The organism is Mesorhizobium sp. WSM4816 (assembly GCF_055811535.1).
Genome location: NZ_JBVVQR010000010.1, coordinates 139,202 through 152,854, shown reverse-complemented (window position 1 = coordinate 152,854; position 13,653 = coordinate 139,202). Strand labels below are relative to the sequence as shown.

General features: G+C 63.3%; 12 protein-coding genes. 4 read left to right on the top strand and 8 right to left on the bottom strand.

Going from position 1 to position 13,653, the window contains the following annotated elements; translation table 11 throughout:
• Positions 1-26 precede the first annotated feature (26 nt).
• From AC0L3H_RS14220 to AC0L3H_RS14205, 4 genes are all read left to right on the top strand, one after another.
• Positions 27-1,061, top strand: coding sequence for an ABC transporter substrate-binding protein (locus tag AC0L3H_RS14220; protein ID WP_473585871.1), 1,035 nt, complete (start codon positions 27-29; stop codon positions 1,059-1,061).
• A gap of 87 nt (positions 1,062-1,148) precedes the next feature.
• Positions 1,149-2,687, top strand: coding sequence for a sugar ABC transporter ATP-binding protein (locus AC0L3H_RS14215; protein ID WP_473585870.1), 1,539 nt, complete (start codon positions 1,149-1,151; stop codon positions 2,685-2,687).
• A complete protein-coding gene (locus AC0L3H_RS14210) occupies positions 2,684-3,652 on the top strand; it encodes an ABC transporter permease (protein ID WP_473585869.1) in 969 nt (322 codons plus the stop codon). Before AC0L3H_RS14215 ends, AC0L3H_RS14210 begins: the two co-directional genes overlap by 4 nt.
• A gap of 275 nt (positions 3,653-3,927) precedes the next feature.
• Positions 3,928-4,908, top strand: a complete 981-nt coding sequence (locus AC0L3H_RS14205) for an ABC transporter permease (RefSeq protein WP_473585868.1) — start codon at positions 3,928-3,930, stop codon at positions 4,906-4,908.
• A gap of 248 nt (positions 4,909-5,156) precedes the next feature.
• Here AC0L3H_RS14205 and AC0L3H_RS14200 read toward each other — a convergent pair whose 3' ends face one another.
• The 8 genes from AC0L3H_RS14200 to AC0L3H_RS14165 form a co-directional block, all read right to left on the bottom strand.
• Complete coding sequence (locus AC0L3H_RS14200; protein WP_473585867.1) at positions 5,157-5,591, bottom strand: FKBP-type peptidyl-prolyl cis-trans isomerase; 435 nt, start codon at positions 5,589-5,591, stop codon at positions 5,157-5,159.
• 799 nt (positions 5,592-6,390) lie between these two features.
• On the bottom strand, positions 6,391-7,197 hold the full coding sequence (locus AC0L3H_RS14195) for a cytochrome c oxidase subunit 3 (RefSeq protein ID WP_473585866.1): 807 nt from the start codon (positions 7,195-7,197) through the stop codon (positions 6,391-6,393).
• The gene (locus AC0L3H_RS14190) at positions 7,194-8,768 is read right to left on the bottom strand and encodes a cytochrome c oxidase subunit I (protein WP_473585865.1); all 1,575 of its coding nucleotides are present in this window, start codon (positions 8,766-8,768) and stop codon (positions 7,194-7,196) included. Before AC0L3H_RS14190 ends, AC0L3H_RS14195 begins: the two co-directional genes overlap by 4 nt.
• Positions 8,765-9,589, bottom strand: a complete 825-nt coding sequence (coxB, locus tag AC0L3H_RS14185) for a cytochrome c oxidase subunit II (RefSeq protein ID WP_473492498.1) — start codon at positions 9,587-9,589, stop codon at positions 8,765-8,767. Before coxB ends, AC0L3H_RS14190 begins: the two co-directional genes overlap by 4 nt.
• Positions 9,590-9,594: 5 nt before the next feature.
• Positions 9,595-11,208 (bottom strand): GMC family oxidoreductase, encoded by a 1,614-nt coding sequence (locus AC0L3H_RS14180; RefSeq protein WP_473585864.1) that lies wholly within the window; start codon positions 11,206-11,208, stop codon positions 9,595-9,597.
• The gene (locus tag AC0L3H_RS14175; RefSeq protein ID WP_473585863.1) at positions 11,205-11,753 is read right to left on the bottom strand and encodes a sugar dehydrogenase complex small subunit; all 549 of its coding nucleotides are present in this window, start codon (positions 11,751-11,753) and stop codon (positions 11,205-11,207) included. Before AC0L3H_RS14175 ends, AC0L3H_RS14180 begins: the two co-directional genes overlap by 4 nt.
• Positions 11,754-12,152: 399 nt before the next feature.
• Entirely contained in the window at positions 12,153-12,704 is a 552-nt protein-coding gene (locus AC0L3H_RS14170) for a serine hydrolase (RefSeq protein ID WP_473585887.1), read from the bottom strand.
• A gap of 150 nt (positions 12,705-12,854) precedes the next feature.
• Complete coding sequence (locus AC0L3H_RS14165; RefSeq protein WP_473585862.1) at positions 12,855-13,187, bottom strand: serine hydrolase; 333 nt, start codon at positions 13,185-13,187, stop codon at positions 12,855-12,857.
• Between the last annotated feature and the right edge of the window lie 466 nt (positions 13,188-13,653).

Here is a 13,653-nt window from a genome sequence, read left to right as displayed (position 1 = left end):
GAAAAACAAGGTGGAGGAAGACTGAAATGAAAAAATATCTGGCAATGGTCCCGCTGCTTGCCGGCGCGGCGTTCCTGGCTTCGGCGGGCGTCTCGTCCGCTGAAGCCAAATACACGATCGGCGTCTCCAACACGGTGCAGGGCAATGGCTGGCGCGAGGAGATGATCTGCGCCATCAAGGCGCAGGCGCTTGCCTCCGGCGAGGTCACCAAGCTCAACATCGCCCATCGCAACACCGACGCCGCCGGCCAGCTCGAGGACATCCGCAACCTGATCAGCGCCAAGGTCAACGCCATCGTCGTCAACCCGGCCGATCCCGCCGGCATCAAGTCAGCGCTCGAGGAAGCCACCAAGGCCGGCATCGTCGTCGTCGCCGTCGACCAGGCGGTCACCGAGCCTTCGGCCTACATCATCTCCAACAACCAGGAACAGTACGCCTATCTCGGCGCCAAATGGCTGTTCCAGCAGATCGGCGGCAAGGGCGACGTCGTCTATATGCGTGGTGCCGCCGGCGCCTCGGCCGACAGCGACCGCGACAAGGGTTTTAAGAAGGCGCTCGCCGAATTCCCCGACGTCAAGGTCGTGCATGAGGTCTTCACCGGCTGGCAGCAGGACCAGGGCAAGCAGCAGATCCTCGACTTCATCGCCACCGGATCGCCGTTCAACGGCATCTGGACCTCGGGCATCGACAATGTGATCGTCGACGCGCTGGTCGAGTCGCAGACGCCGCTGGTGCCGGTGGTCGGCGCCGACAATGCCGGCTTCGTCGGCCAGCTGAACTCGGTCGAAGGCCTTGTCGGCGCGGCGGTGACCAATCCCGGCTCGATCGGCGGCGCCGGCGTGACGCTGGCCCTGCAGATCCTGAACGGCAAGAAGCCGGCGGAGCAGACCGTGCTCGTCGAGCCGCAGCTGTGGGAGAACGCCACCGAAGAGGGCAAGGCCAAGCTGAAAAGCGTCGCCGATCCGTCGCTGAGCCCGGAATGGCCGGTCTCGATCTCCATTCCGGAGTGGACCACCTACACCAAGGAGCAGATCATCGCCTGCAAGGGCCCTGGCGAGTAATGATCTCTGCCGCGCTTCCTCCTTCTCCCCTTGTGGGAGAAGGCAAGATCGCCGTTTTAGACAACTTTGAACGAGAGCAACGCGATTTTGACCACCAACCCGCTCCTGGACGCCACCGGCGTCGTCAAGACTTACGGCGCCGTGGTGGCGCTGCGCAATGCGTCGCTGTCGGTCCTGCCGGGCGAGGTTCACGCCCTGATGGGCGCCAATGGCGCCGGCAAATCGACGCTGGTCAAAATCCTGACCGGCGCCATCCGCGCCGATACCGGGCATATCCTGATCCGCGGCGAGACGCGCGACGTGCGCTCGCCTGCCGATGCGCGCCGCGCCGGCCTGCTTCCGGTCTACCAGGAACCATCGCTGATCCCCGATCTCGACGTCGCCTCCAACCTTCGCCTGACCGACACGCCGGTCGAGCCGTTCCGCGCCTGGGTGCGCGAACTCGGCATTCCCGACCTCGACATACGCGACACCGCGCGCGACATCCCGCTGGCCGTGTTGCGCGTGCTCGACCTGGCGCGGGCGCTGGCGGTCGAGCCCGACGTTTTGCTGCTCGACGAGATGACCGCAGCATTGCCGGCTAACCTTGCCGAAAAGGTGCTTGAGGTCGTTCGCCGCCAGGGCGACAGCGGCCGTTCTGTGATCTTCATTTCCCACCGCTTTGTCGAGATATCGGCGCTTTGCGACCGTGCCACCGTGCTTCGCGACGGCGAGACTGTCGGCGTCGTCGACATCGAGCCGGGCGTCGAGGAGCGCATCGTCGAGATGATGCTCGGCGCCAAGGTCGAGAAGACGCGCGTGACGGCGCGCCAGGCGAGCCAGGCCGCTTCGCCTGGGGATAGCCGCGCGCGCCTCGGCGTGGCGAACCTTCGTGTCGGCACCAAGCTCAACGACGTCTCGTTCGACCTGGCGAATGGCGAGGTCGCTGGCGTCGTCGCGCTCGAGGGCCAAGGCCAGGACGAGCTGTTCGCCGCGCTCGCCGGCTCGATCCGCCCGTCCGGCGGCACGATCGAGGTGGACGAGCAGCCGGTGAAATTCGCGCATCCGGCCGATGCGATCCGCGCCGGCATCGCCTATGTGCCCGGCGACCGCACCGAAGCGCTGACCATGCAGCGCTCGGTGCGCGAAAACATCGCGCTCCCGTTCAGCGCCGCCTTGCGCAACTGGGGGCCGATCAACATGGCGCAGGAACGCTCAAGGGTCGTCAGCGCGATCGAGCGTCTGCAGATCGACACCCGCGCCCAGCGCGAGGTGCAGCGGCTGTCCGGCGGCAACCAGCAGAAGGTGACGATCGCCCGCTGGATCGCCGCTGAGGCACAGACCATCCTCTGCTTCGACCCGACGCGCGGCATCGATGTCGGCACCAAGCAGGAGATTTACAAGCTGCTGCGCGAACTCGCCGACCAAGGCAAGTCGGTGCTGTTCTATACATCCGAACTCGAGGAGGTGCAGCGTGTCTGCGATCGCGTCATCGTCATCTTTGGGGGACGCGTCGTCGATGTCTTCCCCGTCGAACTCGCCGACGAGCCGGCACTGATGCGCGCCGCCTATGGCTTGCCGCGCGGCGCCAAGGTGGACGTCGGCATTCTTGCCGATATCCACTCGAGCCCGGTGGCGAAACCTTGACCCGCCTCGTCCGCCGTCAGGGCTGGGTCGCCGGTCTGCTTGTCCTGTTCGTGGTCCTGCTGGTGATCACCAGGCTGATCCAGCCGGGCTATGGCAGTGGCGATTTCGGCTCGCTGGTGCGCGCGGTGCTGCCTTACGCCTTTGCCGTGGCCGCCCAGACGATTGTCGTCATCGCCGGCGGCATCGATCTTTCCGTCGGCGCGATGATGGCGCTGACCAGCGTCACCGCCGCCTCGATGATGGACGGCGCCAGCGAGGAATACGCGCTTTTTGTCGTTCCGTTCGTGCTGGCGATGGGGCTGGTGCTGGGCGCCGTCAACGGCATGTTGATCGTCGTCACCCGCGTGCCCGATATCGTCGTCACGCTGGCCACCCTGTTCGTCCTGCAGGGCGCGGCGCTGCTGGTGCTCGGCGCGCCCGGCGGCGCGGTGGCCGAATGGCTGCGGGCGACCATCGTCGGCACCGTCGCGATCCCGGGCTTGCCAGATATCTCTGCCTGGATACCGAAGGCGCTGGTGCTTCTGGTCGTCTGCCTGTGCATCATCTGGATACCGCTCAAGCGCTCAAAACTCGGCCTGTCGATCTACGCCATCGGCAGCAGCGAGCTCGCCGCATTTCGCAGCGGCGTGCCGGTCGCGCGCACCAAAATCATCGCCTATGCCCTGTCGGGGCTTTTCGCTGCCATGGGCGGGCTGGCGCTGACCATGAGCACAGGCATCGGCGCCCCTATTCCCGGCCCCTATCTTCTCGCCAGCGTGGCGGCGGTGGTGCTCGGCGGCGTAGCGCTTGGCGGCGGCAAGGGCGGCCTGCTCGGCCCGATCGTCGCCGTCTTCGTGCTGCGGCTGGTGCGCACCGACCTGACGCTCTTGGCCATCGATCCCAACGTCACCGCAATCATCGAGGGCGCGATCATGGTCGCCGTCGTCATGTTTGGCGCCTTTATTACGATGAGGGGGCGGCAATGATGAGCAATGGCGCAAGGCTGGTTTACGGAGTCGGCGATCCACGGCGCCCCCCTCTGTCCTGCCCTCTTTGCAATCACTTGGCATCTCCCCCACTTGGGGGGAGATTGGACGGCGCGACGGCTTTCGCCAATTGTCGACGTTGCAAGAATGAGCGAGGCGCCGAAGCTGCCAATCTCCCCACCACCCGGGGGGGGAGATGTCCGGCAGGACAGAGGGGAGCGCCGTAGAACGCCATCCTCTCCCGGCATCGCGCCACCCCAATCGCGAGCAACCTCATGAGCACAACCGCGATCCAAACCGTCCCCTTCGGCCGCCGCCTCAAGCGCTTCATGGCCGACCGGCCGCTGATCCCGCTGATCATCCTGCTGGTCATCCTGGTGGTGGTCCTGCAGATCCTGCGCCCCGGCATCGTCAACGAGCGCTGGCTCGCCAACACCGTCAAATTCGCCATTCCGCTGGCAATTCTGGCCGGATGCCAGACCATGACCATGTTGACCGGCGGCATCGATCTGTCGGTCGGAACCGTGGCGACGATGAGCGCCTTCATCATGGCGACGCAGGTCGTCAACCATGACCCGGCGGTGGCGATCCTGATCGCCTTGGTGCCGGCGGTGCTGATCGGCCTGGTCAACGGCATCGGCGTCGGCGTGTTTCGCGTGCACCCACTGATCATGACGCTTGGCACCAGCCTGATCGGCACCGGCTGCCTGCAGGTCTATCAGCGCACCGTCATCGCTTCGGGCGCCAAGATTCCGCCCTTCCTGGCCTGGTTGGGCACTGGCCTCACCTATGGCGTGCCCAACGCGCTGCTGCTGTTCGTGCCCATCGCCGTCCTCATCGTCTTCACCTTGAACCGCACCGGCTTTGGCCGCCTGCTTTACGCAGTCGGCGACAATGAAGGCGCAGCGCGCCTGTCCGGCGTCCGCTACTGGCAGGTCATCACAGCGCTCTACGTCATCTCCAGCGTGCTCGCCGGCATCACCGGCCTGCTCTACATCGGCCTGATCAAGGCGCCGTCGCTGTCGCTGGCCGAGCCGCTGGTGCTGCCTTCGGTGGCCGCCGCGGTGATCGGCGGCACCTCGATATTCGGCGGCCGCGGCGGCTACACCGGCACCATCATCGGGGCGCTGATCCTCACCGTGCTGACGACGCTGCTGACCATCCTGCAAATGCCGGAAGGCGCGCGGCGGATACTGTTCGGGCTGATCGTGCTGTTCGTCACGGCGGCGTATTTGCGGATTATTGAGGATCGGTAGGGGTGGAGGCTAGAGCCGGGAGGCTGCTTTTGACCGAAGCAGACTCTCGCAAACGCAGCCGTGCATGACAGCTTTGCGCGCTGTCGCATTAGATTAGATGCAGTGTCGAACCTTACGAATGTCGGCACGGTTTTGGCGATGGCCTAAGCGCGGAAAGCAGGGCGGCAGGCGGCACAAACCGCCGAAACCTCCGGCGGAAGTCCGTCACCCGAAATCATAGCCACCACGGTCCTGGCCGCATGGATACCCTACGCCGCCTGAACGATCTCGACCAGTTCAACGTCGAACACCAGATCCTTTCCGGCCAACGGATGATTGCCGTCGAGCTTGACGCTGGCGTCGTCGACGCCGACGACCGTCACCTGCATGGGGCGCCCTTCGGGGGTTCTGGCCTGCAGTCGAGTACCGATATCGATGTTGATGTTGTCCGGCACCCTCGCGCGGTCGACGGTCATGACCGCTTCGGGGCGGTTGGGACCATAGGCGGCGTCGGCGGGAACGGTGACGGTGCTTTTCGCGCCGACCTCCATCCCCTCGACATGGGTCTCAAGGCCGGGGATCACTTGCCCTTCACCGAGCTTGAATTGCAGCGGTTCGCTGCCGGAAGAATCGAATTGAGTGCCGTCAGCAAGACGTCCAGTATAATTGATGCGCACGGTGTCGCCATTCTTGGCCTGTGTCATGGCAGTCATCCTTTGGGATATTTGAGGGACTGGCCAGAGTTCACGGTCCCGTTTTCGATCATCCACGCACTAAAGTGCGCGGCGCGAAACTCTAAAACTAGGGGCTTGGCTGCCGATGTAAACCCACAATGCCGATTCAGCCACCTGCGTAAAGACAGGTCGCGGAGGCGGACTGGGATCTGTTCGCCAAGGATCTGGGGCGCGCATTTTTCGGCATGTCGTGGCGACAGAGATTGCGAAGACTCTGATCGGCCACCCACCCCGGCGGCTTTTGGCGTTTTGCTGATGTTGAGCGACGTCAGCTTTCGCCCAAGCGCATCAACCTTCAACAGCCAACCTCCCCCCCTGCTCCGCCTCCTCGGCATTAGGATCGCCCGGTGCCGTCGCCGGTTCACCTGGCTCGTGTTCCAGCCGCTCAAGCCATGGCGAGTCGCTATGGCATCGTGCACGGAAGACGCCATCGCCTTTACGGCAAGTTCGTGATCAATTGAATGACGCTCTGCCATTGCGGCCCCCATCCTGAAACGCAACTTGCATTTAGGCAAAACCACGGCCGCAATTCTTTTGCAACTACAGCTTGAGATATGCTTGGTCGATTGATGGAGGGGAGCCACTACACTACTTGATCCTGCAGGAAACTGATCGACTATGGAGTAAGGTCACTTCCGCCAGAGGCAGCTCTTCTGGGTGCTTTTGAGTTTGATTCTATGCAACTTTGAACCGCGAAGGCCCGCCCTCAGCCGGCTCCCAGATATGTTTCAGCAATGCCGATGCTAGTCGACGTCGCGTCCGCACGCTCCTAGCTGGCCCAGGCGTAGAAGACGGCGAACAGCAGAAGCCACACCGCATCGACAAAATGCCAGTACCAGGATGCCGCCGTCGGGATGAAGCCGGCGCCGCCGGCTGAGCGCGCGCGGATCACCCGATATTCGGCGATCGACAGCAACAAGATGCCGATAATGACGTGCAGGCCGTGGAAGCCAGTCGTAAGGAAGAGGATCGAGGGATAGACACCGTCGCGGAATCCCACCGAGGCGAGGCTGAATTCCCGAAGCTGAAGGCCGACGAACACGCCGCCGAGCGCGATCGCCACGGTAAGCCCGATAGCCGAAAGCTGCCATCGCTCTTTCAGAAGCCAGTCGTGCGCCGCTGCGACGCAGACCCCCGACGCGACGAGGATCACTGTGTTGAGAAGCGGGCCGCCCCAAGGGTCGTCGGGGCGCATCGGCGTAGGTGGCCATGAGCTGAACCCCGCGACCTCCGGATAGATCGCGTATCGTAGGTAGGCGGCGAACAAGGCGGCGAAGAACGCTACCTCGGACGCGATTAAGGCGATGATCGCGATCCTCGGGCCAAAGGTGTTTTGCGGACCATTCGCACGCTCACCACTCGTCGCCCGCGACCACGCTGTCAGAGCGATGAACAATGGCAGAAGCCCCACCGCGATCACGAGCGGACCGAGTACCGCGATGCTGCCTGCCAGCGTGCCGAACAGCGACGGGTGGAAGAGCGCGAGACCGGCGCACGCTAGCAGGAACAGCGAGACAGCAATCGCGACAGGCCATCGGCCATCCGTGCCGCCGACCTCGGTGACAGTCTTGCTCACGCGCCTGCCTCCGCGCCCGCCGTGCCACGCGCACGCGCCATCTCGGGATCGTCATCCCATTCATGCGTGAAAGCCGGACCCCACACGTCGCGCGGGGCCGGCGCGCCACGCCGCAGCGAGACCGCAAGCATCACCAGGAACAGCAGCGTGGAGGCGAGCGCGAGCACAGCGCCGAGCGACGCAATCATATTCCAGCCCAAGAAACCGTCCGGATAATCCGCGATGCGCCGCGGCATTCCTGCCAGTCCGAGGAAATGCATCGGGAAAAACAGAACGTTGGTGCCGATGAAGAAGCACCAGAAATGCAACCGTCCAACCCACTCCGGGAACATGCGTGCGGTCATGCGCGGGAACCAGTAATAGAAGCCGGCGAAGATCGCATAGGTCGCGCCGAGGCTCAGCACATAGTGGAAATGCGCGACGACGTAGTAGGTGTTGTGCAGCACTTGATCCGCGCCGGCATTGGCAAGCACGATCCCCGTCGTGCCGCCGACCGTGAACATGATGATGAAGCCCAGCGCCCACAGCATCGGCACGGTGAGGCGGATCGACCCGCCCCACATAGTGGCAATCCAGGCGAACACCTTGATGCCGGTCGGCACCGCGATCACCATCGAGGCCAGCGTGAAGAAGGCACGCGGCGCGAAGCCGACACCGACGGTGAACATATGGTGCGCCCAGACGATGAAACCCAGCGCCGCAATTGATGCCATCGCCAGCACCATGCCGGGATAACCGAAAATCGGGCGACCTGAGAACCGCGAGACGATCTGACTGATGATGCCGAAGGCCGGCAGGATCATGATGTAGACCTCCGGATGGCCGAAGAACCAGAAGAGGTTCATGAACAGCATCGGGTCTCCGCCGCCGGCTGGATCGAAAAAGGCGCCGCCGAAATTGCGGTCGGCAAGCAGCATCGCCAGCGCGGCAGCCAGCACCGGCATGGCGAGAAGCAGCATGAGCGACGAAATCAGGATCGACCAAACGAACAGCGGCATGCCGAACAGCGGCAAGCGATCCTCGCGCATGTTGAGGATGGTAGTGACGAAATTGATCGCGCTGATCACGGAAGAAATGCCGGCCAAGTGCAGCGCGAGGATCGTCATGTCGACCGATGGTCCGGGCTGGCCGTCTATGCCCGACAGCGGCGGATAGAGGCTCCAGCCGGTACCCGTTCCGTCGCCGACCAGCAGCGACCCGATCAGCATGATCAAAGACAGCGGCAGCAACCAGAAGCCGAGACTGTTCAGTCCCGGAAAGGCCATGTCGCGCGCACCAATCATCAGCGGGACGAACCAGTTGCCGAAGCCGCCGATCAACGCCGGCATCACCATGTAGAAGATCATGATCAGGCCATGCGCGGTGATCAGCGCGTTCCAGGACTGGCCGTTAACGACATAGTCCATGCCCGGCTGCGCCAGTTCGAGCCGCATGTAGCCCGAAATCGCGCCGCCCAGCGTCCCCGCCATGATCGCGAATCCGAGATAAAGCGTGCCGATCGCCTTATGGTCGGTGGTGAACAGCCAAGCCGCAATCGACCGGCACTCGCGCCTATGTTCGGTGGCGCTCATTTCGCCACCTGCGCTGATATAGTCGCGGCGCTGACCACCGGATATCGCGTTGCAGCGTCCCGCACCCAGGCGTCGAAATCAGGCTGCGCCATGGCCTCGATCGCGATCGGCATGAAGGAGTGATTCAGACCGCAGATCTGGTTGCACTGCCCGTAATAGACGCCCGGCTTCTCGACGCGTGTCCAGGTTTCGTTGAGGCGCCCGGGCATGGCGTAAATCTGTAGGCCCAGTGCCGGCATGAAGAAGGAGTGCACGACGTCCGACGATGTCACCTGTATGCGCACGACAGCGCCGACCGGGACAACCATGCGATTGTCGACCGCTAGCAGACGCGGTTCACCGGCCGGAACGGAGGCCGGCGGCAACATGATGGAATCGTATGCGAAGCCGCCATTGTCGGGATAGGAATAACGCCAGAACCACTGATGGCCGCTGGCCTTTATCGTCAACTGTGCGTCGGGAAGATCGCTCTCATAGGCGAGCAGCTGGAGCGACGGCGCGGCGATCGCGCCCAGCACCAGCACCGGCGCGATAGTCCAGCCGAATTCCAGCCAGGGCATGCGCGTGACTTTTGACGCCGTGGGGTGCCGGCTCGCCCGGAAGCGCAAGAGCGCGAAACCGATCAGCATGGCGACGAGCGCGACGATGCAGACGCCGATCAGCAATATGTGGTCGTGCAGCGCAACGATCCGCTCCTTCGTCTCCGAGGCTGAGACGCCGAAACTTGTCTGCCAGTTCGCCGGCGCCTGCGCCAAGCCGTGCCGTGCGTCGAGCATCATTGCGGAGACAAAACCGAGGAAAACAGTGCCCCGCCCGCGCATGACATCTACGCCTTCAGCAGGGAGATGAGATGCGCGCCGAGGCGCGCACTGAGCGCCGCAATGGTGAGCGTGGGCGCATTCGCCGTGATGGACGGGAAGACGGACGAGCCAACGATGTAGAGGTTTGGATGGTCGTGGCTCTTCAGGTCCCTGTCGACGACCGAGGTGAGCGGGTCATCTCCCATGCGTGTCGTGCCGCCCATGATCGCGCTGTCAGCGATCGGGCCGAGCTGCTTGATCTGCGTGGCGCCGAGTGCAGCCATGAGCTTGTTCTGCAAATCGCGCGCGACCGCCAGCCCGCGCGCCGTGTAGTCGTCAGACTTGAAGGCGATGTTCGGCCGCGGAATGCCGATCCCGTCCATCTGATTGCTCAGCGTCACGCGATTGTCCGGATTGGGAAGCATTTCGGCAGAGCTGCCAATGATCAGCTCCCGCGCGACGTGCGAACGGACTGCCGCCTTCAGCGCATCGCCGCGCAGGCCCTGTTTGATGAAGGTCGTCGCAGCCTGGAACGGACCGACCGCCCGCGCCCAGCCCTCGTTGGAAGGCGAGATGCCGATGGCCGCACGCTCGTTGCGGAAATCGCCGTCCCGAAGCTCGGCAATGCCACCGGTCGAGACCGGTCCGCGATAGGTGAACACGGGATCCCTGGTCAGTCCCTGAATGCCGACATCGATCTGCGACAGCAGATTGCGGCCGACCTGGTCGGAACTGTTCGCCACGCCCGTCGGCGCATTGTCTCCCGTCGAAAGCAGTAGCAGCTTTGGCGTCTCAATGGTATGCGCCGCGATGACCACAATTTTTCCGGTCGCGCTGCCCTCGCTGCGATCTGGGCGACGGTAACGCACTTCGGCAATGCGTTTGTCCGGACCGACGACTAGCTCGTGCACCACGGCCTGCGGCTCGACATGCGCGCTGGCGCGCTCCGCGATGGCGAGATGATGCGTCGCGTCGTACTTCGCCTGGATGGGGCAGATCGGCACGCAACTCGCATTGCCGCAGCATTGCGGGCGGCCATCCCGCCACACCGAATTGCGCGCCTGTGGAAATGGCAACACCGAGTAGCCGAGCGCCTTGGCAGCGATGCCGACCTGCTTGTCGGCATAGGTCATGGGGATCGGTGGCATCGGAAACGACTTTGAGCGCGGCGCGCCGAAATCGGCGGTGTCGTCGCCCGCGACGCCGATCTCTTCCTCGGCGGCCTGATACCACGGCTCCACGTCGCCGTAGGCGATAGGCCAATCGACGCCGACGCCGAACTTCGAGCGCATCTTGAAATCGTTTGGCCGGAACCGCGCGGCGAGCCCGCCCCAGTGCCACGTGGTGCCGCCGACGATCCTCGCCTGCTGTCCCCTAAAGGTGTCCGGCCCAGCCTCGACATAGTAGGCGGAGAAGTCGGATTCTTCCGGCTGCGGCGCATAGGGCTGGTCGGGGTAAGGCGAGTTCTGGCCCTTCGCGGACGAGTACTGGAATCGTGTCACAGCGGTGCCGCGATCGACGCGCGGTCCCGCCTCGAGGAACAGCACGCTGAACCCTGCTTTCGCGATAGCCGCGCCGGCAAGCGCCGCGGCTACGCCTGAACCGACAAACACGACATCGGCGGACGCCGGCGCGGTCATTCGGAAAACCGTCCGGGCGGCGGTGCGTTCGCCCACGCGCCAAAATTCGTGTCGCATCGCGTCGGCGGCTTGGTGTAACCGCAGGCATGCCAGACGAACGCATCGAGATAGGTAAGGACGCGTTCTTCCGAGCCGTGCATGATGCTACCCGTATACCAGGCTTGGATGAGCGATTCCGACAGCGGTTTCAGCCCCGCCGACGCAACCGCGCTGTCCCATTCTGTCTCCGGCTGTTCCGTCACGATCGCATGCAGTTTTCCGAGATCGGCGGCGTCAGCGGAGAATGCCTGCAGGAACAATTCCGGCAGCGTGGCGTCGCTCGGCGACATGCCCGTCAGTATGCCTGTCAATTCGCGAAACGCGCCGGGCTCGATCGCGCTGCTCAACGCGACCTGGCTACGGGCCGCGGCGGGCAATCCGAAGAATGCTGCGAGCGTCGAGACGGCAATGAGAAGCTCGCGTCGCCGCACTGTTGCCGACGCAGAATGATGCGCCGCCGGCTGACCTACCTGCTTGGGCAGACGCGCATCGTCATTGCCAGCCATCGGTACCCTCAAGGCGAGCCTCTGCTGAACAACCAGGCCGCACGCTATCTGAAGCTACGGCTCAATCTGAGCTTGGTCAATCGACCCTTTCAAGCTCAGAACAGTCGAGCCAGAGAGCTCCACATTTGAGATCAAAAGCGCCGCTTGGGCCTGACCTTGCACGCGGCGACCTATCCATGCGGTGGTCGTCCTCAGGAGGGAATAACTAAGCCGTCGGCCGGAAATAGCCGATGTCGAGCTTGCCTTGCCACCAAACATGCGGTCCGTCAGGCCCCCTCCACAGCGTTAATCATCGCGCACGTTCCCCCTGATCAGCGCGAAAATCAGCGTGGAGCGATCTCTGCGACGAGATCGTTCGTCGTCTTGACCCCCGCCATGAAGCCAGCGGCATTGAATTGGTCATGACGAAGAAAGCGCCGACGCCGCGTGTCGGTGCAATCGCAACATAGAGAAACATCCCTTGCAGGCCGCCGCTCTTCTGGAGGATGAGCGGGCTATGCTCGTGGGGAGCATGATGACCCACCCGAGACCCATGGCGTCCATCGGGCCGCCGTCATCCAGCCCCACCACCGACGCGAGACCATCCCGGTACAAAAAAGCCGCGTGGTTCAAAAGCCGCAACTCGGCATCGGCCGCAGAAGGCTTGTTCTCGACATGCCAGTTCATCCAGCGCAGCAGGTCGTCCGCGGTCGAGTACAATCCACCGGCGCACTCCATGGCTGTGCTCGTCGGCACGATGGGCATGGCGCTGACGTCGAAGTTATGGCCCTGCATCAGGCGCGGCTCGTCCTCCGGTCTTGCGTTGAAAACCGTGTCTTTCATGCCGAGAAGATCGAGGACACGCTCCCGAAGGAACTCGGCATAAGGCTTTCCAGAGACATTCGCGAGCGCCACTCCAAGGAGGTCGTATCCGAAGTTCGAAAAGAGAACGGCGGTGCCCGGCGCGAACAGCAGCGGATGTCCTTGAGGGCGGCAATCTGCGCCTCTTTGGTGTTCGTAGAGAAGGGGTCGGAGGGGGGCGCATCGGCCACTGGCACCTCCCGCGGAAGGCCGGAAGCTTGCGCGACGAGATCGATCAGCCGGAGGGCGCGGCCATCCTTCTCAGGGAGCGTGACGTCCCAGCCAAGGCGATCCTGCAGCCGGTCGGTGGAGCTGTACCTTGCCGTCGATCGCCAGCGAGGGAAGCACACTGCCGCAGAACACCTTGCTCACGGATGCGATGCGGAACATTGTGTCGCCGTCGGGCACTTTTTCACTCCCATCGGCAATCTTGCCGAAACCGGCCAAGGCCGTCTCGCCGTTGCGCACGGCGCCGAAGATCAGGCCAGGCACTTCGGTGGAGAGATACAGGATCGTACCGTTGAACTGCACCGCTTCGGTCAGCAGCTTGTCCTCGGCATGTCCAGAAGAGGGAACGGCTGCGATTGCCGTCAAAGCGATGGCCACAAGTCGGCGCGATCGAGACAAACGCATTGCCGAAAACCTTTGATGAAGCTGCAGAATAAAATTTTCGGAAAAAGGGCCGCCGCGTAGTATCTTACCATCTCTCCAGAAGCAGGGGATGTCAACAGAATGAACCGAAGGGGGTAATCGGCGGCGGTAGCGTAGTTTCGGCGGCTATTTGCGCTACAGTGCTGCCGTATTTCTTGTCATTCGTCAGTTGATCGGGGCTGATCTCTTCATTAGCAAACCGACCCGCGGGTAATTTAGAAGATATGTGAAGCGCCGTCGGCAGGAGGGAGTGCTGTAGCGTCGAACAATTTACAATAGGCGGGTCTGCGTCGCGCCAATCGTCGGCGTATGATGAAGACCGGGCAGAAGAGCTGTGGCGGGCCAAGGCCCTAGCTGCGCAAAAAAGACTCGCCGCTGTACCTGCCGCTTGGCCATACATCGCCTTGAT

Coding starts and splice junctions, on each gene's coding strand:
- AC0L3H_RS14175 (WP_473585863.1), bottom strand. CDS start 11,753: ATGGCTGGCAATGACGATGCGCGTCTGCCCAAGCAGGTAGGTCAGCCG.
- AC0L3H_RS14220 (WP_473585871.1), top strand. CDS start 27: ATGAAAAAATATCTGGCAATGGTCCCGCTGCTTGCCGGCGCGGCGTTC.
- coxB (WP_473492498.1), bottom strand. CDS start 9,589: ATGCGCGGGCGGGGCACTGTTTTCCTCGGTTTTGTCTCCGCAATGATG.
- AC0L3H_RS14200 (WP_473585867.1), bottom strand. CDS start 5,591: ATGACACAGGCCAAGAATGGCGACACCGTGCGCATCAATTATACTGGA.
- AC0L3H_RS14190 (WP_473585865.1), bottom strand. CDS start 8,768: ATGAGCGCCACCGAACATAGGCGCGAGTGCCGGTCGATTGCGGCTTGG.
- AC0L3H_RS14205 (WP_473585868.1), top strand. CDS start 3,928: ATGAGCACAACCGCGATCCAAACCGTCCCCTTCGGCCGCCGCCTCAAG.
- AC0L3H_RS14180 (WP_473585864.1), bottom strand. CDS start 11,208: ATGACCGCGCCGGCGTCCGCCGATGTCGTGTTTGTCGGTTCAGGCGTA.